The organism is Actinomyces capricornis (genome assembly GCF_019974135.1).
In the GTDB taxonomy this organism is placed as follows: domain Bacteria; phylum Actinomycetota; class Actinomycetes; order Actinomycetales; family Actinomycetaceae; genus Actinomyces; species Actinomyces capricornis.
Genome location: NZ_AP025017.1, coordinates 1602836 through 1624082 on the forward strand (window position 1 = coordinate 1602836; position 21247 = coordinate 1624082).

Annotated in this window: 17 protein-coding genes; 10 read left to right on the forward strand and 7 right to left on the reverse strand. The window is 70.4% G+C overall.

What is annotated here, in order from left to right; all coding sequences use genetic code 11:
- The first annotated feature begins 107 nt into the window (after positions 1-107).
- The 6 genes from MANAM107_RS06435 to MANAM107_RS06460 are packed head-to-tail and all read left to right on the forward strand — an operon-like array spanning position 108 to position 6412.
- Positions 108-590, forward strand: coding sequence for a DUF6668 family protein (locus MANAM107_RS06435; RefSeq protein WP_223906420.1), 483 nt, complete (start codon positions 108-110; stop codon positions 588-590).
- Positions 577-858, forward strand: a complete 282-nt coding sequence (locus tag MANAM107_RS06440; RefSeq protein ID WP_179901333.1) for a hypothetical protein — start codon at positions 577-579, stop codon at positions 856-858. The genes MANAM107_RS06435 and MANAM107_RS06440 overlap by 14 nt, the downstream gene beginning before the upstream one ends.
- Positions 859-874: 16 nt before the next feature.
- Positions 875-1657, forward strand: a complete 783-nt coding sequence (locus MANAM107_RS06445; protein ID WP_179901334.1) for a DUF8175 domain-containg protein — start codon at positions 875-877, stop codon at positions 1655-1657.
- Between the two features lie 3 nt (positions 1658-1660).
- A complete protein-coding gene (locus MANAM107_RS06450; RefSeq protein ID WP_223906423.1) occupies positions 1661-3361 on the forward strand; it encodes a hypothetical protein in 1701 nt (566 codons plus the stop codon).
- Positions 3348-4856, forward strand: a complete 1509-nt coding sequence (locus tag MANAM107_RS06455; protein WP_223906426.1) for an SCO6880 family protein — start codon at positions 3348-3350, stop codon at positions 4854-4856. Before MANAM107_RS06450 ends, MANAM107_RS06455 begins: the two co-directional genes overlap by 14 nt.
- 32 nt (positions 4857-4888) lie before the next feature.
- Positions 4889-6412, forward strand: a complete 1524-nt coding sequence (locus MANAM107_RS06460) for a putative type IV secretion/conjugal transfer ATPase (protein WP_223906429.1) — start codon at positions 4889-4891, stop codon at positions 6410-6412.
- A gap of 84 nt (positions 6413-6496) precedes the next feature.
- Here MANAM107_RS06460 and MANAM107_RS06465 read toward each other — a convergent pair whose 3' ends face one another.
- The 7 genes from MANAM107_RS06465 to MANAM107_RS06495 all read right to left on the reverse strand — a co-directional run bounded on the left by MANAM107_RS06465 (position 6497) and on the right by MANAM107_RS06495 (position 14066).
- Positions 6497-7144 (reverse strand): hypothetical protein, encoded by a 648-nt coding sequence (locus MANAM107_RS06465; RefSeq protein ID WP_223906432.1) that lies wholly within the window; start codon positions 7142-7144, stop codon positions 6497-6499.
- A gap of 188 nt (positions 7145-7332) precedes the next feature.
- Positions 7333-7800, reverse strand: coding sequence for a hypothetical protein (locus MANAM107_RS06470; RefSeq protein ID WP_223906435.1), 468 nt, complete (start codon positions 7798-7800; stop codon positions 7333-7335).
- A 293-nt stretch (positions 7801-8093) separates the two neighbouring features.
- Entirely contained in the window at positions 8094-10187 is a 2094-nt protein-coding gene (locus MANAM107_RS06475) for a hypothetical protein (protein ID WP_223906438.1), read from the reverse strand.
- Positions 10188-10199: 12 nt separating this feature from the next.
- Entirely contained in the window at positions 10200-10568 is a 369-nt protein-coding gene (locus MANAM107_RS06480) for a hypothetical protein (RefSeq protein WP_223906441.1), read from the reverse strand.
- A gap of 105 nt (positions 10569-10673) precedes the next feature.
- Complete coding sequence (locus MANAM107_RS06485) at positions 10674-12032, reverse strand: DUF4921 family protein (protein WP_223906444.1); 1359 nt, start codon at positions 12030-12032, stop codon at positions 10674-10676.
- Positions 12033-12144: 112 nt separating this feature from the next.
- Positions 12145-12702 (reverse strand): dihydrofolate reductase family protein, encoded by a 558-nt coding sequence (locus tag MANAM107_RS06490; RefSeq protein WP_223906447.1) that lies wholly within the window; start codon positions 12700-12702, stop codon positions 12145-12147.
- On the reverse strand, positions 12699-14066 hold the full coding sequence (locus tag MANAM107_RS06495; protein WP_223906450.1) for an NAD-dependent epimerase/dehydratase family protein: 1368 nt from the start codon (positions 14064-14066) through the stop codon (positions 12699-12701). Before MANAM107_RS06495 ends, MANAM107_RS06490 begins: the two co-directional genes overlap by 4 nt.
- A 155-nt stretch (positions 14067-14221) precedes the next feature.
- Between MANAM107_RS06495 and MANAM107_RS06500 the strand changes: the two genes are divergently transcribed.
- The 4 genes from MANAM107_RS06500 to MANAM107_RS13090 all read left to right on the forward strand — a co-directional run bounded on the left by MANAM107_RS06500 (position 14222) and on the right by MANAM107_RS13090 (position 21237).
- Complete coding sequence (locus MANAM107_RS06500; protein WP_223906453.1) at positions 14222-14644, forward strand: bleomycin resistance protein; 423 nt, start codon at positions 14222-14224, stop codon at positions 14642-14644.
- Positions 14645-14886: 242 nt separating this feature from the next.
- Positions 14887-15009 carry a hypothetical protein gene (locus MANAM107_RS13085; RefSeq protein ID WP_263421869.1) on the forward strand — a complete coding sequence of 41 codons (123 nt, stop codon included), beginning with the start codon at positions 14887-14889 and terminating at the stop codon, positions 15007-15009.
- 9 nt (positions 15010-15018) lie between these two features.
- Positions 15019-15729: a TetR/AcrR family transcriptional regulator gene (locus MANAM107_RS06505; RefSeq protein ID WP_223906455.1), complete on the forward strand. Its 711-nt coding sequence runs from the start codon at positions 15019-15021 to the stop codon at positions 15727-15729.
- Positions 15730-15918: 189 nt separating this feature from the next.
- A complete protein-coding gene (locus MANAM107_RS13090) occupies positions 15919-21237 on the forward strand; it encodes a DUF4011 domain-containing protein (protein WP_263421870.1) in 5319 nt (1772 codons plus the stop codon).
- Positions 21238-21247 lie beyond the last annotated feature (10 nt).

Sequence of the window (21247 nt, forward strand, 5' to 3'; positions counted from 1 at the left end):
CCTCCCTCCCAACCCCGCCTCCCTCACTACCGGCCCCGTGCCCGCTGACGGGGCCTGGCACTCCTCAGCCCGGCATCGACCAGCCGGCCAGGGGCGCCCTGCCTCTCGTGACCAGGCCTGAGCGGCCGGTCCTGTGGGTGCTGGGTGCGCACGGAGGGGCGGGGGAGTCGCTCCTGTCCTCGCTCCAGGAGGGGTGGATGGCTGCCGGGCACTCCTGGCCCGCGGAGTCCTCGGCGCCGGTGGTCCTGACCGCCCGGACCGGTTTCGAGGGGCTCACGCGCGCCCAGGCGGTGCTGACGCAGTGGGCCAGTGGGGCGGTGGGCGACCCCCGCCTGCTGGGCCTCATCCTCCTGGCGGATGCCCCGGGTCGTCGTCCCAAAGCGCTGAGGGACCTGGGGCGCATCGTCGGCGGGGGCGCCCCGCGGGTGTGGGAGGTGCCATGGGTGGAGGCCTGGCGCCTGGGTCAGGGCCTTGCCCACGACCGGCTCCCACGTCAGGCCCGCCGCATGATCGATGACCTGTCCCGCCTGGTGTCCGATAGGACGACCATCCCCCACCACACCGAGGAGTGCGCCCATGAGCACCTGTGATCCGCTGCTGAGGCTGGCCGTGCTGGCTGTTCCCGACCCGGACCCCATTCAGCCCCCGGGGACTGAGGGCTTCACCGCCGTCATGGGGTGGGCGAAGTGGGTGGCGCTGGCCGTGTGCGTCCTGGGCCTGTTCGCCGCAGGCGCCCTCATGGCGATCCAGTCGCGCCGCGGTGAGGGCGGTGAGCATGTCGGCAAGATCGTCATGGCCCTGGGAGGGGTCGTCGTCATCTCGGCCGCGGCGGCCCTGGTCGGCTTCCTGGCCGGTTGACCGGAGGGGCCCGACCATGACCACTGCGGATGCGGGCGGCACTCAGGCCGGTCCCTTCACCCGGCCCGGGTTCATCGCCTCGGCCCTCGTCGTGGCGCTGGTCGCCGTCCTGGGCCTGACCGTCGGGATCCTCACGGCCGCCCGGGACGACGCCGTCCCGCCGGGGGCCGGGCCCACGCAGGAGCCGGCTCTCGCCACGGCCGCGGCCACTGCTGCGGCCGCACCCGGGCCCGAGGAAGCGGGGGCGAGCGTGTGCGGCCTCGGCGGGGAGGTCCCGGGTCCGGCCCGTCTGGAGGCCGCCCCGCAGGCCGATCGATGGGACTACCAGGGCACTGCCGCCTACCCCGTCTCAGCGGTCTATGGGCCCGCCGCCACCAGTGCGCAGGGGTACCGCTACTGCTTCCAGCGCTCGCCCGAGGGCGCGGTCTTCGCTGCGGCCAATGCCCTGGCCACCGGGACCGATGAGGAGCTGGCGCGCACCTGGATCGACTACTTCCTGGCCCCCGGCCCCTACCGCGAGCAGCTCCTCGGTGATGCCTCGGCCGAGGCCTCCCAGGCGCCCCAAGGGGGCTCGGCCCGGCTGCGGATCGTCGGCTTCCGCCTCCTGTCCTATGCGGGTGAGGAGGCCAGTGTCGACCTGGCGGTGCGGGCATCGACGCAGGGCCGTGACATCACGCTCTCGATGGTCTACCACCTCCAGTGGTCGCAGGGCGATTGGAGGCTCAGCGCCGCCGTGGAGCGCCCGCTCGACGTCGTGACGGTGCCTGATGCGGCCGGCTATGTCAGTTGGGGCTCGTGACTCATGGCATGCGATCCGATCTCCTGGGCGGCATCCCCCGAGCGCTGCGCCGCGGCAGAGGCGGCTGACGAGGCCTTCGGGGATGCGATCAAGAATCTGGCCAATGCCGTCATGGAGGCCTACGGCAAGAGCGTGGCCTCCTTGGGGACGGTCTGGGCCCATATCGGCACCCCCGACCTGAGCGGCCGGGGCGGGGGATCGGCGCTCCAGGCCGGATCCGCGGCCCCGGATGCGGAGGGGATCGCGACCGTCCTGGGCTACGTCATGTGGGTGAGCCTGACGCTGGCGGTCCTCTCCCTGTTCGCGCTGGGAGGCATGATGGCGGTGCGGATGAGGTCGGGCGAGGGAGTCCTGGCGATCGGCCGGGCGGGCCTTGTCCTGGCCGCAGTGGTCCTCATCTCGGCGTCGAGTGCGATCGTCTCCGCGCTCATGCCCGCCGAGCCGAGCGGGGCCGGGGGAGCTGTGCTGCTCCTTCAGTCCGGGCTCTGGTGGTACACGGGCGCGGCAGCCGTCCTGTCGGTGATCATCGGCGGGGCGCGCATGGCATGGGAGCAGCGGGCCGAGCCGGGCCGCGAGACCGTCAGGGGCCTGCTGACCCTGGTGGTCGTCGCCGGGGCCGGGGTGACGATTGTCGGGCTCCTGGTGGCGGCGGCGGACTCCTTCGCGATCTGGCTGCTCAACGGCTCCTTGAACTGCGATGTCGTCTCGGACTCGGCCTGCTTCGGGCGGAATATGCTCACGCTCCTGGCGCTGACGACCAACGATCACGCGGGCGGTCTGGGGTACCTGCTCATCATCATCCTGGGCCTCATCGCGGTCCTGGCGGCGGTCGCGCAGATCATGCTCATGGTGGCCCGGGGAGGGATGCTGGTCATCCTTGCCGGCATCCTTCCCCTGTCCGCCTCCTTCACCAATACCCAGATGGGCCAGGCGTGGTTCCGGAGGTGCGTGTCGTGGCTGGTGGCGCTCATCGCGTACAAGCCGGCTGCGGCCATCGTGTATGCGGCCGCCTTCCAGCTCTCGGGCACGCAGGCCTTCTCCGATGACGGCAGCGGGCTGCTCGCGGTGCTCACCGGCCTCATGCTCATGATCATCGCCCTGCTCGCGATGCCGGCATTGATGCGCTTCGTGACGCCCGTGGTGGGGAGGGTGGGCCTCGGCACCGGCGGCGCCGCGGGGGCCCTGGCCGGCCTGCCCACTGGTGCGGCCATGGTCGGGCGCCTGGCGGCCGGCGGCGGCCCGGGCGCCGCGGGAGGATCGGGACTCCCCGGCTCTGAGGGGCGATCGGGCCCATGGAGCCCGTCGGGCAGTGGCTGGAGCGGTGCAGGCGCCTCGGTGCAGGCGCAGTCCTCCGGCGCCCAGCAGGCAGGGCAGGCCGGCGAGGCGGGCGGCGCCGGATCGGGCGGCAGTGGTCCTGGAGGAGGCCGGGGCGCCGGCCGGAGCACTGGTCAGGATGCGGGGCGCCGTGCGGACCGGGGTGCCGGCCGGAGCGCGGATCAGGGGCCGGGCGCCGCAGATGCCGGCGGCGCGCGCACGGGCGGTGCCGGTGGTGGTACGGGGGCCGGCTCATCCCCCGCTCCGGCCGGTCGTGGCCCAGCGCCTCAGGCGGATAGGAAGACCCGGCAGGTGGCCGCAGCGGCGGTCAGGGGCCCGGGCGGGCAGTCGAGCAGTGAGGGGAAGGACGGTCCCAGTGGCAGCCGTTGATACGAGCAGGACTCCGCGGACCTACGGGAATTGGCGTCGGCCGTCGTCGCCGGGGATCCTCGGGCTGGGGTCGGTGGGCACGGGCCTGCTGCTGGCGGGTCTCATCATCGTGGTCATCACGGTCATGGTGGCCGACCTCCTGCGGGCCGTCATCGTGGCGGGCGTGCTGGGGGTGGTCATGCTGGCGGTGCTCACCCGGGACGCCCACGGCCGCAACCTGCTCACCCGTGGGGGAGCGCGCCTGGGGTGGTGGGCGGCGCGCTCGCGCGGCTCGAACCTCTACCGCTCCGGGCCGCTGGGGCGCGCGCTGTGGGGCACCTACCAGCTGCCGGGCCTGGCGGCGCCCACACGGCTGAGCGAGCACATGGACTCCTACGGGCGGCCCTTCGCGCTGCTGCACACCCCCGCCACCGGGTCCTACTCGGTGGTCATCGGCACTGAGCCCGACGGCGCCGCCCTGGTGGACTCCGAGCAGATCGACGTGTGGGTGGCCGACTGGGGCCACTGGCTGGCCAATCTCGGGGATGAGCCCGGTATCGAGGCCGCCTCGGTGACGATTGAGACGGCACCGGATTCGGGCACGCGCCTGCGCCGGGAGGTGGAGGGCAGTATCGACCCCGATGCGCCGGCCTTCGCCCGTGAGATGCTCAGGGAGGTGGTGGGCCGCTACCCGGCCGGGTCCTCCACGGTCAAGGCCTTCGTGGCCATCACCTTCAGCGCCGCGCAGCGCTCGGGGGCCAGGAGGCGTGCGCCTGAGGAGATGGGCCGCGAGCTGGCGGCGCGTTTGCCGGGCCTGACCGCCGGGCTTCAGGCCACGGGCGCGGGCGCCGCCCACCCGTTGACGGCCCAGGAGCTGTGCGAGGCGGTGCGGATCGCCTATGACCCTGCGGCAGCCGCGCTCATTGATGAGGCGCACGCCGCGGGGCAGACGGTGGAGCTGACCTGGCCGGAGGTGGGGCCCAGTGCGGCGCAGGCCTCGTGGGGCGGCTACCGCCACGACTCGGCCTACTCGTGCACCTGGGCGATGACCCAGGCCCCGCGCGGCACCGTGCAGTCCGGGGTGCTGGCGCGGCTGCTGGCCCCGCACCGCGATATCACCCGTAAGCGCGTGACCCTGCTGTACCGGCCGATCGACGCCGCGAGGGCCGCTGCGATCGTCGAGGCGGATCTGCGGGCGGCGGAGTTCCGGGTGACCTCGACGAGCAAGCCGGCGGCGCGTGACAGCCTCGCGGTGCGGGCCGCGGCGGCGACCGCGCAGGAGGAGGCCGCAGGTGCGGGCCTGGTCCAGTTCGGCATGCTGGTGACCGCCACGGTCGCGGACCTGTCCAAGGAGGCGGACGCCCGTGCGGCGATCGATAATCTTGCGGCCACGGCACGGCTGCGGCTGCGCCCGGTCTACGGATCCCAGGACTCGGCCTTCGCGGCGGCTCTGCCGCTGGGGCTCGTGCTGCCCAAGCACATCAAGGTCCCTACGGAGCTGAGGGAGAGGCTGTGAGTACCAGGAGGTCGCCGCGCAGGGGCGGGGGCATGAAGGGCGAGCAGCCCCGGGAGCCGCGCCCCCAGCGCCCGCCGATGCGGGGGTGGCTGGGCCGCGGTCGGGGCGCGTCGACCTACGTGCAGCAGGCTGACGAGTGGCGTGGCACCACGGTGCAGGTCTGCGGCCTGTGGCCCTTCGCCGTCGGGACGGGCACTCCGATGGTGGGCGTGCCCCTGGGCCGGCATGTGCACACCGGTGCCACCCTGTGCTGCGACCCGATCTCCTGGTTCCAGCGGGCCAAGCTCATCTCCAACCCGAGCGCCTTCGTGCTGGGCAAGCCGGGCCTGGGCAAGTCGACGATTGTGCGCCGCATGGCCACGGGGCTGGCCGGATACGGCGTCATGCCGATTGTTCTGGGCGATCTCAAGCCCGATTATGTCGATCTCATCGAGGCGCTGGGTGGGCAGGTCATCACCCTGGGCCGTGGGCGCGGCTACCTCAACATCCTGGATCCGGGGGAGGCGGCGGGGGCGGCCCGTCGGCTGCGGGAGGCGGGGCTGGGCAAGGAGGCCGCGCAGGTCCTGGCCGATGCTCACGGGCGCCGGCACACGATGGTCTCAGCACTGCTGACGATCCTGCGCCAGGCCCCGCCCACGGATCGGGAGGAGACGATCCTGGACCGGGCCCTGAAGCATCTCGATGAGCACCACGATGGCGTTCCCGTCCTGGGGGATCTGCTCCGCGTCATCCAGGACGGCCCGCCGCAGGTGCGGGCGGTGGCCCTGGACCGTGGGGACGAGGCCCGCTACAAGGAGATCACTGAGGGCCTGGAGGCCTCTCTCATCGGCCTGGTGGGCGGTGGGAGGCTGGGGGAGGCGTTCTCGCGCCAGACCACGAATCCGATGCGCCGCGATGCCCCGGTGGTCTACGACGTCTCCGCGATCGACGACTCCGAGATGGATCTTCAGGCCGCCACCCTGCTGGCCTGCTGGTCTGCCGGATTCGGCACCGTCAATGTGGCCCACGCGCTGGCCGATGCCGGGCTGGAGCCCCGGCGCCACTACTTCGTCATCCTCGATGAGCTGTGGCGGGCGCTGCGTGCCGGCCGCGGGATGGTCGACCGTGTGGACGCCCTCACGCGCCTGAACCGGCAGCGGGGTGTGGGCATGGCGATGATCTCCCACACGATGAGCGACCTGCTGGCCCTGGCCAGCCAGGAGGACCGGATGAAGGCCCGGGGCTTCGTGGAGCGCTCGGGCATGGTCATCTGTGGCGGCCTGCCCTCGGCGGAGATGCCGCAGCTCACGGCCGCTGTGCCCTTCTCCGGGGCCGAGCAGGAGCTGCTCATCGGGTGGCAGGACCCGCCCGCCTGGGATCCCGCGACGGGCCGGGAGGCCGAGCCCCCGGGGCGGGGGAAGTTCCTGGTCAAGGTCGGCGGGCGCCCGGGCATCCCGGTGGATGTCCAGCTGACCGAGACCGAGTTGTCCATCAATGACACCAACAAGCTGTGGCACGAGCGCTCCCGGGTGGGGTCCCGCGCTCACGCAGAAGAGGATCCCGACCGGCGTCGTTGAGCCGTACCCCGGCTCCGAAACAGGGCTGCGGAGGAAGGAGCGGATTGCTCGGTGTGTCGTGGACAGGGCTGATGGCTGTGGTGCTCATGGCTGGTCGGTGGTGGTGGGCTCGGTGGAGGGTTGGCTGGTAGTGGGCTCATAGAACGGTTCTTCTGGGTAGGGGACGGCGAGGGCGGCGTGGTCGATGGTGACGTTGGCTCGTTGTGTGGCGGTGTCGAGGAGGTCGAGGGGTGTGGGTGTGGCGGGTTGGTTGCCGTTGGTGGCGGTGGTCAGGGCGATGAGGCCGGTTTTGCCCTGGTTGTCTTTGACGGGGACGTAGATGCGTTGGAAGGTGCGCTGGGCCCCGTCGCCGGCGGTGACGGTGGAGGTGTAGCCGGTGACGCCATCGGGCAGTTGATCGCTGGGTGTGAGAGTGAATGCTTCTGAGCGTGTCGGTGGTGAGGATGGCATTGCCCAGTAGGGGGCTTCGAGTGTTCTGCCGTCGCATGAGGAGATGACACTGGCGATGCTGTGGAAGCGCTGGTTGGGCTCGGATTCAATCATGTCCAGCACCAGGGTCTGCGTCACCTCAACATCACCCGCGTCAATCACAACTGTTGTGGCGTCGGTCTCCGGCGTGTGTGAGAGTGCTATGCTGAGAAGATAATCTGCCTGGAGGCATCCGGTTGTCTCGACAATATTATTCTGCGCGACGAGAGTGTCGCCTCCCGGCACGTCATCGGTGGTGAGCATGAGCGCGACCATGGATGCCGGTGGAGTGGGGTCTGGCTGATGTACTGCTTCCCGAGAGCATCCCACCAGAAGCGCACTAGTGAAGCACACCACTAGTGAAGCACACACAGACCGCAGCACGGTAGAGTGCGACAGGTCTTCTCATCGAGGAAGCCCTGTGACGTGCTTATTCTGGGCGATTGGGTCGATCATGATTGCTCAGTGGTGGGCTGTGCTGTGGTGGGTTCGTAAATGGGGACCTCGGGGTAGGGGACGGCGAGGGCGGCGTGGTCGATGGTGACGTCGGCGCGTTGTACGGCGGTGTCGAGCAGGTCCAGGGGGGTGGGTGTGGCGGGTTGGTTGCCGTTGGTGGCGGTGGTCAGGGCGATGAGGCCGGTTTTGCCCTGGCTGTCCTTGACGGGGACGTAGATGCGCTGGAAGGTGCGCTGGGCCCCGTCGCCTGCGGTGACGGTGGAGGTGTATCCGGTGATGCCGTCGGGAAGTTCCTCTGCGGGGGTCAGGGTGAAGGACTCCGACAGGTCCGTGTTTGCTGTAGGTATAGCTTCGAATGGGGCTTCGAGTGTTCTGCCGTCGCATGAGGAGATGACGCTGGCGATGCTGTGGAAGCGCTGGTTGGGCTCCGACTCGATGAGATCCAGTACCAGGGTCTGCATCACCTCAACATCACCTGTGTCAATCACGACTGTCGTGGCATCAGTCTCTGGTGAGTGCGACAGAGCAAGGTTAAGAAAAGACTCCGCCTGGGGACAGCCGGTTGTTTGCACAATGGTTCTTCGGGCGGTCAGGCCACTGCTACCTAGTACGTCATCGGTGGTGAGCATGAGCGCGACCATGGATGGCGGTGGAGTTGGGTCTGGCTGATGTACTGTTTCCCGAGAGCATCCTGCCACGAGTGTACTGGTCAGGCAAAGATAAAGCACAGCGCGATAGAGCGCGGCAGAAATTTTCATCAGGAGAACCTATTGATGAACATGCGATCGAAAGTCGTGTCGATCAAAGTCGAGGGCACTCTCGCACTCACGCCCAGGGGGCTGCCGACAAGACTCTGAAGAGAACTGCGCGCGACGCTCTGCTCTCCTTCGTCAAGGGCTTCAAGTTCCTCCTGGGTGATGAGGCGAGTAGTCCCATCGGGGTTGGTGACCACTCCGTCGGTCATGTCGTCAGGCTCGACATCATCCAAGGTGACTCCGGAGTTCTCATCCTGATAGCCATTGAGACCGGCCGCATCCGCGGCGAACTGGAGACGCAGGCGGTAATCCTGCAGTGCCTGTTCCGCCATGGCGTCCTGCTTAGCCGTCTCACTTTTTGCCCCGTTGGCCCATGTTTTTTTAGCCTGCTCGGCGAGCTCATCAATGAGCATGCCTGAGCCAACGGAAGTCACAGGGTTCTTTCCGGCGCCTGCAGCCCCTGCTGCCTCGGAGGCTGCCGATTTCCCGAGTTCGATCCACGCCAGGGCATAATCATCCTTCGCCTGGGCATCCTCAATCGCCCCGGTTCCCACAGCGTTGGCGAAGGCCCCCTCGACGGCACTCCACTGGGTTGCGTGGGTGGTGAATTGATCGTCTGTCATCTCCGGGGTCACGCCCTCTGCCTCTGCCTTGTTCACTGCCTGTCGCATATCAATCAGGGATTGACGGTCCCGGCCGATGACGCCGAGCGCAACGTCAAGATCCTTCGTACTGAACCAGGGGGAGTCGGTGAGTTGTTCCCCGTTTGGTGGGGCGACCGTGTGTCGAAGATCAATGACACCGTCGCCATCGTCGTCCTTCGTAGGCTGAGCGCCACTGCCGTTGGCATATGCTGACGCGACGGATGGCATGTAGGTCTCCATGATGCGCTCAAGGTGCGGGGCCATTTCGACGCCTGCAACGTCAGCATCAGGTCCGCCGGCAAGGGCGCTGGTGTCCGCTTGGTGGGGCAGGCGCTGTATCGCCTGAGCGGCGAGGGTTGCGGCCTCGGCGGGGTGCGCTGCCTTCACGCCGGGGTCGGTGGACGCTGCTGCCATTGCCGAGGAGATCCCGCTCAGGTCCCCGCCAGCGGCATAGTGGTCATGCTCCGTGAGCCAGTATCCAATCCGCTCCGGGTGCCCGTTGAAGAACTCGAAGGACAGCTCCGGCCGATTGCCCAGATTGTGGAACACGATTGACGGGATGTCCTCGCTCCACTCCGCTTCGTCACGGCCAACCATCTCGTAGAAGAAGCGCGGCTCACCGTGCCACGGCCAACTGTTCGTCGTATTCGCCTCCGCATCCTGACGCTGGATCTCGTCCATCTTCTCGGCGACGCCACGCATGAATGGATCGCTCGCGTCATCGTTATTGTACAGGAGCCACTGCAGGCCGTCCGTGTGAGTTCGCCTGGGGTAAATTGGCACTGAGTTCGGGTCTGATGTTGGATAGCGCGCCGACCGAACTAATTCTTCCCCGAACTCCTCGGCCTTCTCGGGGCTCCACCCATTGGTCGCCGTGTTCAGGGAGGATTTCAACAGCTCCAGAACGGATTTCGCGTTCTCCTTCTGTTTACTGTCTGTTGCTACATGCGCCCCGATGTATTCCGTCAGGGCAAGAGTTCCCTCCGGCCCCAACTGGGAGTGCATGGCTCCGGCCGTGTTCTCGTTCGAGCCCCACTTCTCCAAATACGTCTTCATCAGGGCGATGCGTGGATCGTCCTCGGCTCCACCATCGATGGAGGCCATATCCTGACCCATATCGGCCATTGCCTCGCCGATAGCGGTCTGCATTCCTTCCAGGTCGGTGGGGTCGTTCCCTGAGACCTCATAAGAGATACTGCCACTCTCGGGCACATTGCCGGTATCGCCTGAATTGATGAGGATTGCCAGATCGACCTTGGCGTCCAGTGTCTTCGACTTGTTTCGAAGATCCTCCACATAGCTGGGAACAAATATCAGTGCATAGGTGGTTATATAAACCTCGCCAGCGCTCTTCGTGAGAGTGTTGTACTTCTCCTCGATGGTCGTCGCGGCCGAGGAGAGGCTGGTTGCGGCGCCACGGAGCTGCTCGATATCAACAGTGACCTTAGTCATGATGAATTCCTTTTAGTAGGGTGCCGCGAATCCGACTGCCGCCCCAAGGGCGGGCGAGGCTCCTCTAGTCAGCCAATAGAACTTCCAATCCTGATCCCCAGGAACCTCAACCTCCTCGGGTTCGCCATTATATTCTTCCGTTGCGTGAGTGAAGTGACTCTCAAAAGCGTTCTTGATACTGTTCCCCAGACCGTTGAGTTCCTCTACCCACCGATCGGCCTCGGGGGACTCCCAGGCGCCATTAGTGATCGCCGTGCTGGCCCCACTGCAGGGGTTCCCTATGTGTCCGCTACCGTCGGACTTCGTGTCGTCGGCATAGGTCTCCGCTAGGCTCTTATGGGTTTCCACGCTGTCGCGGTAGTAGTTGTGCTCGGCTGTCATGGAGGATCTCCTCGTCAAGGGCGGCTCGCCTGCGTCACGAGATTGTAACGACCTCTCACTGGCGGTGATGCGCTGACTGCGATGAGATGCCGGTCACTGACGACATCATTCCTCCTGAGCCGTGCGGGCAGCCAGGACCGGGTTGTACAGCAGGCGGTTGGGCGTCGTCGGGCACTCCTCGCCCACGGCCATCGGGGCGATGAGCCGATCGGCCCGCAGATCCTCCAGGCCGGCCACCACCCGGTCGCGCAGCGACCACGGGTCGATCGTGTTGAGGTAGATCTTCGTGCCCCCCTCGAAGCCCGCCAGCGTCGAGACCCGCCACTTGAGCGTCACATGCCAGGGCATCGGCTGATCCACATCCAGTGGCTTGTGATGCCACTCCTCATTGCACGGCACCTCCGCGCCCGTGGCCGCATGCAGCGCATGGACCAGGTCCGAGACCGCATCCACCTCCTCGCCCCGCATCAGCCACGGCTCAGGCGTCGCGGAGGTGGAGTAGACCTCCAGGGTCGGGTACCGGTGGCCGAAGCCCGCGAAGGCCACCGCATGCTCGTTACTGGCCACCAGCAGCCCCCGGTAGGCCGCATAATCCACCGCCATCTCGTTGTACAGGTTCGGATTGGCCCGCACCCGGGCCAGCTCCAGCTCACTGGTCACCCCCCGCTCATCAATGGCCACCAGCTGCTTGTGCAGATGATCGAAGCTCGCCCCCGCCGGGCGCAGCCAGTTCTGGAACACCGCCACATAGCGCACCCACCGGTTCGCGGCGTACAGATCCGCCATCGCATCGACCGCCAGGCTCGTGTAGGCCCGGTGCTCGGCCACGCTCAGCGTCCCCGATCCGGCCAGGCCCGAGGAGTCCACCGCGTCGTCGGTGAAATGCCGCCGCGCCACGATGACGTCGTGCCCGCCGGCGAAGAAGGCCGCCAGGTAGCGGCGCCGCGAGGCCTCATCCATGAGCGCCCACGCCGAGGGCTCGGCCCCCGAGGCCCGCAGCTTGGCTCTGGCCACCGCCGTCAGATGGGCGGCCCCCGCCGGATCGGCCAGATAGGCGTCCATGCGCTCACGGGCCGCATCGGGGAGCTCATAGCCGTGGTTGGCGCTCCAGTACTCGAAGGACAGGATCTCGAAGAGATTGGGGATCCGCCGGAACTCCGCCGTCGTCGCCTCCAGTTCCGTGGCCGGCAGGGCATCGAGCCGCTTGAAGCCGCCGTCGGCCGAGCGCACCACACGCGACTTCTCCGGCGGCGTCTCCAGGTAGCGGCCCGAGCAGAAGGCGCAGGCATGCGTGCGATCCCGCGGCGCCAGCGCGCGCACCTCGGCCACCGGGTGGGCGATCGGGCGATTCCCGCGCCCCGGCACCGTCCACACCTCCGTGCCGGTGAAAGGGCTGATCTGCTTGATCGTCCCATCGGCCATGCGGGTCAGCGGCTCGGCCGCGGGGGCATAGGGCATGAGCATGCCCCCCATTCTTCACCCCCACCAGCCCGTCGTGCAGCGCAATGCAACGCGGTGCCGCAGGGTCGGCGCCCCGGGCGCGCGCCCGGCAGGCCGCCCGGGCCGCCGGCGTGCCTCAGTCCCGGTAGGGGCCGTAGACCGCCACCACATTGCCCTTCTGCGTGGAGGAGGCATTGATGAGCCGCAGGCGCGTGGCCGGGGAGCCCTCGAACAGGGAGCGGCCACTGCCGGCGATCGCCGGATGGATGATGAGGGTCAGGGCATCGATGAGCCCCGCCTCCACCAGCTGGCGCACCACGGACAAGGACCCCTGGACGGCGATATCCCCGCCCTCGGCGGCCTTGAGGGCCCGCACGTGCTCCAGCAGGTCGCCCTCGATGAGCGAGGCGCCCGACCAGGTGATCTCCTGCGGTGAGAGCGTGCGCGAGGCCACATGCTTGCGCACGCCGTTGATGAAACCGGCGAAGCCCGCATCCTCACCGGTGTGCCCGGGCCAGTACCCCGCCCACTCGCCGTAGGTCACCCGGCCCAGGACGACGTCGTCGATCCGGCCGATGGCCTCGGTCATGAGCCCGGCCAGGTCGGCGTCGAAGGAGTCGTGCTGGAAGCGGAACGGGTCGGAGGCCACCCCGTCCACGGAGTAGAAGAGGGTGGAGATCAGCTGGCGGGTCATCGTGCTCCTCGGGCAGGACGGTCGGTGTCCATCGGTGTCATTCGGTAGCTATGGCGTCGGGCGGCGCGGGCCAGGATCTGGGCGGCCATCGCCTCCACCGACTCCTGCACCGGGCGGTAGCGGATCCCCAGCTCCCGGCGGCTGCGGGAGGAGTCCACCCGCAGCGCATAGCCGACATTGCGCCGCACGTACTGGCGGGTCAGCCCGAGCCGGGGCGCCAGGGCCAGCACGAGGGCGCGAGGGGCGTAGTGGCGGGGCAGGCGCAGGCCGCGGCCGAAGCGCGGCCGCAGGCAGCGCGCCAGCCCCAGGAGGTCCGTGTCCTGCGCCGAGACGATGTACCTGCCATGGGCCCGGGGCAGGAAGGCCGCCGCGATATGCGCCTGCGCCACCTCCCGCACATCCACGGCGCTGATGCCGATATCCGGGGCTCCCGCGCGCAGCTCCCCCGCGAGGATGCGCCCCACGATGCCGAAGCTCTCCGAGGTCGGGACCGTATTGAGCGCAGGGCCCAGGATGAAGGAGGGGTGGATGGTCACCAGCTGCCAGCGCTCCTGGGACTCAGCGATCCGCCACGCCTCCTTCTCCGCCACCGTCTTGGAGTAGGGGTAGGGCTCATGCTCGGGGGAGGAGCTGGTGTTCCAGGACTCCTCGCCCACGATCTGCCCCGGGTAGTCCTCCAGATCCGCGGCGTCCCCGCACATCGCGGCGATCGAGCTGGTGAGCACCACCCGCCGCACCGAGGGCGTGCCATTGACCCCGGCCAGCACATTGCGCGTGCCCTCCAGGGCCGGGGCGATGAGATCGCGGTGGGGGTCGGCCACGGAGCGGATGAAGGGCGAGGCGGTGTGGATGACGACGGCGCAGCCCTCCATCGCCTCGTCGTAGGAGCCCTCCTGGAGCAGGTCCGCGGCGAAGAGCCGCAGGCGCCCCGGACTGCGCTCCTCGGCGGTCCGCAGGTGAGCGGTCCTGGCGGCGTCCTGCGGATCGCGCACCGCCGCATGCACGCTCACCCCCGCCTTCAGCAGGCCCGCGACCACCCAGCTGCCCAGGTAGCCGCTAGCCCCGGTGACCATGACCGGGGCGGAGGCGTCCACGGGGATGCCGCGCAGATCGATGCCGCCGTGGGTCAGCAGGGCAGCGCGGGCCCCGGTGCCCGTGGGGGCTGGTGCGGGCCGGCTAGTCGCGCTGGCGGGGCTGGTCGCAGCGGGGGCCGGGGCGGCCTGGGGGTCGGCATGGCTGGGAGCGCCGTCCTTCGGGTCGCCGGGGGCGGTGCTGTGCGAAGCGGCGGGTGGCGCCGTGGGGGAGGTGGGATCTGTGGACTCTGCCAGTGCGGGCCGGGGCGATGGGCGAGGGGAGGTGTGCATGGCGGCAGCCTCGCCGACCACAGAAACGAAGTCAAGTAGTTTCGTAAATGTGTGAAGCCCCCGTCGCTGCTGGTCGCACGACCACTGCCAGCCGAGCTGCGGTGCCGCGTGAGGGTCACTTGACGGACCGATGGTGAGCGCGCTTGGGTGGGAGGATGAGCCATCAGCCGGATCTGGTCCCTGAGTTGGCCGTTCGCGACGTGGACGCCTCCCTGGAGTTCTGGTGCGGTCTCATCGGCTTCTCGGTGAGGTATGCCCGTCCGGAGGAGCGCTTCGCGTACATCACCCTGGGGCGCTCGCACGTGATGCTCGACCAGATCTCGTGCGGCCGCACGTGGCAGACGGCTGAGTTGGAGCCGCCCCTGGGGCGGGGCATCAACCTCGAGATCCAGGTGCCGGACCTCGATGCCATCGGTAGTCGCCTTGAGAAGGCTCGTTGGGCCTATGTCGTCAAGCCCGAGGAGCGTTGGTATGCCGCGGGTGACAGGCTCCTCGGAGTACGGCAGTTCGTGGTGATGGACCCCGATGGCTATCTGCTACGCCCGCAGGTGGGAATCGGCGAGCGCCCCATCGACTGACCATCCTGACGCCCACCGCTTCCAGATATGGCGAGGTGGCCAGTGAGTCGACCGCGCCCACGCGGGGGAGTGGGCCCGGGTGGGTGGGTTGTGGCCGGTGGGCGGCGAGGGGTGCAGGATGCCGGGGTTGTCTGCAGATTGCCGGGGATGTCAGCAGATCGGAGGGGTCCCAGGGGTGCGAAGTACCGACAAGACCTGCGGTTTGCAGACAACCCCGGCGATCTGCGGCTATCCCCGGCGACGTGGGGCCGGTCTCCGCCGATGGCGGGGGAGGCGTCACCGACGGCGGGGGACGCGGCGGCGGCCCCGCCCGCCGGATGCTCGAGCTCTCGCATGACACCACCGGCCCCCGCCGCACGACCTAGGATCCTTCCATGCCCGACCCCCGCCCCACTGCTGAGCCGCCACCCGGACGCTCGCCCGGGCCTCCACCTGGGCGCCCGGCCCGGCGCCCGCCCGGCCGCCCGGCGGATGCGGCCCTGGGGCCCGCGATCATCAGCGCCGTCCTGGAGATCCTGGCCGAGGAGGGTCTGGGGGGCTTGACCACCGCCGCCGTGGCCCGCCGCGCCGGGGTCTCCACCGCCACCCTCTACCGCCGCTGGCCCACCAAGCGCGAGCTCCTCCTGGCCACCGCCCGGCAGCTGTCCACCACCCAGGAGGTCGACCTCGACACCGGCTCCGTGCGCACCGACCTTCGCGCCCTGGTGGACCACAAGAGCCGCCTCCTGGCGGGCAGGACCGGGGCCGCCCTCCTCGCCCTCCTGGGCCAGGCCCCCGAGTGCACCGACCTCAGCGCCCCGCTCATCGCGGACCTGCACGAGCGCACCCGCGACCACCTGGAGCGGATCCGCCGCCGCGGCCTGGCCCGGGGCGAGGACGTGGGCGCCCTGGACCCCGACGCCGGGGCGCGCCTGATCCTGGGGGCGCTGCTCCACGCCATCGTCATGCGCCGACCGGTGCCCCGCAGCGCCGCAGGGGCCGCCGCGGGCCCCGCGCACCGCCCGGCAGGCCCGCCGCAGGAGCTCCTCGGGCAGGCCGACAAGGCCCTGCTCCTGCGGGCCCTGGGCGGCCGTGAGCCCCCGTGAGGAGGGAGTCGGGCCAGCTGGGCTTGCTGGGGGCCCTGGTCGAGGCGCGCCCTGGCCCGGCAGAGGTTGACGGCCCGGAATAGAGCGCAGGGCGATACCTCAGGGTAACCTCGCGCAGAGACCCGGCACGGCCGGGAGGCCCCACGTTCGGCAGCATGGTGCAGGACCTCAGCGAGTGAAGAAAAACCTATGACACGAGACAACCGTGACCTGGTGATCCGGGCTGCCCTGAGCATCCTGCCGGCTCACCTGGAGCCCTACGTCCGCTCCACGGTCAGGGGCCTGGCGCCCCAGGAGCAGCGCCGCCTCATCGAGGCCGTCCACATCACCTCCCCGCATGTGGATACCGGCGATCTGGCCACCCAGATCCGCATCCTCACCGCGCGCGACGACGACGGGCACTACCTGCTCCCCCTGCCCCCGGGCCTGGGCGGCGGGCTGCACGAGGTCCGCCGCCTCCGCGACGACGCCGTCCTCGGCCGGCCCTTCGACCCCGACGCCACCCTGGCCGCCCTGGTCGCCGTCAGCGAGGTGCTGCGGCGCATCGGTGCGGCCGACGCCGTCGCCGAGGTCCGCGCCCTCATCACCGCCATTGACGACGGCCAGCAGGCCCCGGGCGCCCATGCGCAGCCCGGCGCTGGAGCCCAGGCCCCCAGCGCTCCGATCGTCCTCGCCCAGGCCGAGACCGCCCCCGTCATCAGCTACGCCCACGCCGTCGCCCACCTCCAGCCCCGCGTCAGCCTCCACCTGGCCCACCACACCCTCCTGGGCGCGGATCCCGCCGGCCAGGATGCCGCCCCGCCCGACCAGGGCGCCCCTCTCATCACCGTGAGCATCATCGAGGAGGGCGAGGGCAACGAGGTCGCCGGCCCCATCGAGCTCGACCCGGCGCCGCAGTGGCAGTGGGAGGACGGCTCCCAGGAGCTGAGCGCCACCACCGACCTGCCGCTCCAGCGCGACCGCCTGCTCCACGTCTCCCAGCCCTGCCCCTCCCGCATCCGTGTCGAGCTGCGCCTGCCCGACGGCGCCACCCAGGTGCGCACCCTGCCCGGCCCCACCGTCCTGCCCGTACGCCAGTGGACCCTGGAGGGCCCGGCCCACTGGTCCGGAGCGTCCCTGGCCACCTTCGTCCAGCCCGCCCAGCCCGCGCTCGCCGCCCTGGAGGCCACGGCGCGCCACCAGGGGCGCACCGAGTCCGAGACCTGGGGCCCAGAACCGGCCGACGCCCTGGTCGGTGCCGCCTGTGCCGCCCTGCGCAGCCAGGACCTGAGCATCCACGCCCCTGAGGCGCCCTGGTCCGCCGCGCCCCAGTCGATCCGCTCCGCCGAGGCCCTCATGGACACCCGCCGGGGCACCACCCTGGACCTCGCCGTGGCCCTGGCCGGACTCCTGGAGCGCCTGGAGGTCCCCACCCTCCTCCTGCTCACCCCGGCCTGCGCCATGGTCGGCTACTGGAGGGACGGGCAGATGCCCGAGCCCCCGCCCCAGGACGGCGAGGCGGTCGCCGACCTGGTGGAGCGCGGTCTGCTGGGAGTCGTTGACCCGGGCCTCCTCATGTCCTCGCAGCCCCCGGCCCTCCACCTCCTGCCCGGAGACGCCCGTGCCCAGGCCACCTCCACCCTGAGGGAGGCGGCCCTGATCCTGTGGCTCGGGCAGGCCCGTGCCCAGGGTGCCGACCCCCAGGCCCTCCTGGAGCGCGACGAGGACGGGGTCGTCCACGAGACCGAGCCCGAGTCCCTGGCCGGGCCGCTGTCCACGACCCAAGCGCCGCCGGCCGTCCCACAGGCCCTCGGCCAACCGGTCAGCCGGTCAGCCGGTGCCGACCACGACGCCGACCACGACGCCGACCAGGAGGCTCCCGAGGCCCCTGCGCGCGTGCGCGAGTGGAAGCAGTGCCTCCTGGACCTCACTGCCCACAACCCCCTCATCGACCGCAGCCGGCAGCAGGCCATCCCCCTGAGCCTGCCCCCCGGCCTCATCAGCGACATCGAGCGGATGGTGCGGGCCAAGGACCTCGTGGTCCTGCGCCCCGCCTCTGGGCAGGACCACGAGGGCGAGAGAGCCCAGGAGCTCGCCGCCCGGCTGCTGATCCAGGAGCGCGCCATCGAGCTCGACCTGAGCGCCAGGGACTACGGGACCCGCCTGCGCGTCCTGGCCACCAAGGCCCGCACCATCGTCGAGGACACCGGGGCCAACAACCTCTACCTGGCCTTCGGGACCATGGAGTGGCAGATCGGCGGGCGTCGCGCCCGCTCGCCCCTCGTGCTCATCCCCGTCACCCTCCACCCCTTCGGCGGGCACTACGGCCTCATCTTGGATGAGGCCGGGGAGTCCACCCCCAACTACTCCTTCCTGGCCCGCTTCGCCGCCGACACCGGCATCGACCTGTCCGACCTGGTCGAGCGGCTGCGCCCCGAGCGTGAGGAGGACTTCCTGGCCACCCTGGAGGAGATCCGCCAGCGCCTGTCCCGGGCGGGCCGGCCCGAGGAGGTCACCCCCACCGTGCACCTGGGCCTGTTCCAGTTCTCCACCTACCGCATGTGGAAGGACCTGGAGGACTCCTGGCGCCCCATCGCCGACAACCCCCTGGTGCGCTACCTCATCGAGACCCAGGACCCCGCCCAGCACCCCTTCATCGACCCTGCGCAGCCCGACGGCGCCGAGGGCCAGGAGCCGGCCGGCATCGACGAGGTGGTGGAGAACCTGCCGCTGACCGCCGACGCCACCCAGGCCCGGGTGGTGGCCGACGCTGTGGCCGGGCACAGCCTCGTCGTCGAGGGGCCGCCCGGGACCGGCAAGTCCCAGACCGTCGCCAACCTCATCTTCCGGGCCCTGGCCGCCGGGCGCACGGTCATGTTCGTGGCCGAGAAGCGCACGGCCCTCGACGTCGTCGCCCGCCGCCTGCAGGACGAGGCCGGCATCGGCGACCTCGTCCTCAACCTCCACGACAACGGCATGAAGTCCGCCCAGATGCGCGAGTCCCTGCGCCGGGCCCTGGAGCTGAGGGCGGAGAACATCGACCTGGGGGGCCTGGAGGAGCGGCGCGCCGCCGTGCGCGCCCTGCGCGCCCAGTTGGAGGCCTACCGCTCGGGCCTGCACGATCCCGGGGCCCAGGGCCGCAGCCTCTACGAGGACTACGAGGCGCGCCTGGCGCCCGCCACCGGCAGCGCCGGTGATACTGCCGGTGATCGCGCCGGTGATACCGCCGGTGATCGTGCCGGTGGCAGTGCCGAGGGCGGCCGGGATGATGACGGACGCGGACCCGCGGAGCCCGTGGGACCCGACGGCGAGCCCTTCGACGCCGAGCGCCACAGCCGCCTCGTGGAGGACTACCGCCAGGCCGTGGCCCGACTGCGCGAGCTGCTGCCCGCCGAGCTGCTCCACACCGTGCTCGCCCACCGCGACCGGGTCCTCACCCGCGACACGGAGCGGACCCTGGCCCTGCACCGCGAGATCAGCCGCCGCAAGGGCTCCCTGAGCATCCGCGAGATGATGGGGGCCTACGCCGACCTCATCACCGCCATCACCCCCTGCATCCTGGTCTCCCCCGACTCGGTGGCCCGCTTCTTCCCCGCGGGGCGCAGGTACGTCGACATCATCGTCTTCGACGAGGCATCCCAGATCCCCGTGGCCGACGCCGTGGGGGCCATCGGCCGCGGGCGCTCCGTGGTCATCGCCGGGGACCCCAAGCAGATGCCCCCCACCAGCATCGTCACCTCCCTGGGGGTCCAGTCCGTCACCCATGACGACCTCGTCGGCGTCCAGGCCCAGGAGAAGGACTCCATCCTCACCCAGTGCCTGAGCGCCCGGATGCGCCACTACCGCCTGCCCTGGCACTACCGCAGCCGCGTGGAGTCCCTCATCACCTTCTCCAACGAGCGCTACTACGACGGCGCCCTGCGCTCCTTCCCCAGTCCGCTGGCCATGGCCGGTGGCCCCGATCCCGCCCCCGGCGGGCACGGCATCACCCTGCGGCGCGTCCAGGGCCGGTACTTCCGGCCCGCCGACGTCCAGGGCGGGGGCGAGGCGCGCGGTGCGGCCCAGGGCGGGCCGCACGGCGGGGCTCGGCCCCAGACCAACCCCCAGGAGGCCGAGCAGGTGGTTGAGGAGGTCCTGCGCCGCTTCGAGGCCTCGCCCGAGCGGGCCCCCTCCCTGGGCGTCATCACCTTCAACGACAAGCAGCGCGACCTCATCGAGGAGATGCTGCGCGACAGGGCGCCCGAGCGCATCCAGGAGGCCCTGGAGCAACGCGACGGCCTGCTGATCAAGAACCTGGAGAACGTCCAGGGCGAGGAGCGCGACACGATCCTGTTCTCGGTGACCTTCTCGCCCAACTCCCGCGGGGAGCTGCCGCTGACCTTCGGGCCGCTGAGCCGTGAGGGCGGGCAGCGGCGCCTCAACGTCGCCATCACCCGGGCCCGCCGCCAGATCATCGTCTTCACCAGCTTCGACCCCGAGCAGCTGCGCGCTGAGCGCTCGGCCCACCAGGGGGTCAAGGACCTGCGCGCCTACCTGGAGCAGGCGCGCGACGCCGGGGCGCCCGCGCGCCCGGGGGCCGCGGGCGGGGCGCCGGACTGGTACCGCCACGCCATCGCCGAGGAGCTGCGGGGCGCCGGGCTCGTCGTCCACGAGGCCGTGGGCCAGTCCAGCTTCGCCGTCGACCTCGTCCTGGCCCCTGCTGACAGGCCCCATGAGCCGACGGTGGCCGTCGTGCTCGATGGGCGCCAGTGGAACGGGCGTGGGAGCGCCGCCGACCGCGACATCATGCCGGTCGACGTCCTGCGCACCATGGGCTGGCCGCGGGTCGAGCGCATCTGGGCCCCGCAGTGGGCCGCCGACAAGGAGGCCGTCATCACCCGCCTGGTCCAGGCCTGCCGGAGCGCCGCCCTCCAGGGCAGTGGTGGGGCCGACGGCGCGACCGGCAGTGGGGCCGACGGGACTCCCGGGGCGGCCGGTGCGCTCAGTGCCCCCGGCGTCCCGGAGTACCGCTCCTGGGCGCCCGAGCGCGCCCTGGACCCCTCCGTGCTCGAGCGCGCGCAGAGCGAGGCCGGTGCGCGCAACGAGGTGCGGCGCATCGCCCGGCGCATCTGCGAGGTGGAGGCTCCCCTGAGCCGGAGGCGCCTGGTGGTCCAGGTGTGCCGCGCCTTCGGCGTACCGCACCCCACCGCCGAGCGCCAGGAGTCGGTGCGCCAGATCCTGGGGGAGGCCTTCGCCCACATCGACGAGCACGACTTCGTGTGGCTGCGCCAGGACCAGGTGCACACCGCCGCGCCCTACCGGCGCGGGGCCCTGGACCACCTGGAGGCCGGGATCGAGGAGATCCATCCGCGCGAGCTGGTGGGGGCCGTCGAGGAGGTGCGGGCCACGGCCAGCGCCTGGACCTCCCGGGAGGACCTCTTCCTCCAGGTGCTCCAACTCCTGAGCACCCAGCGCCGCCCCCTGACCCCGCGCGTGTGGGAGGCCCTCGATGCGGCCCTGGCCCAGGCCGAGACGGCGGATCCGGAGTAGCAGGAGGGGC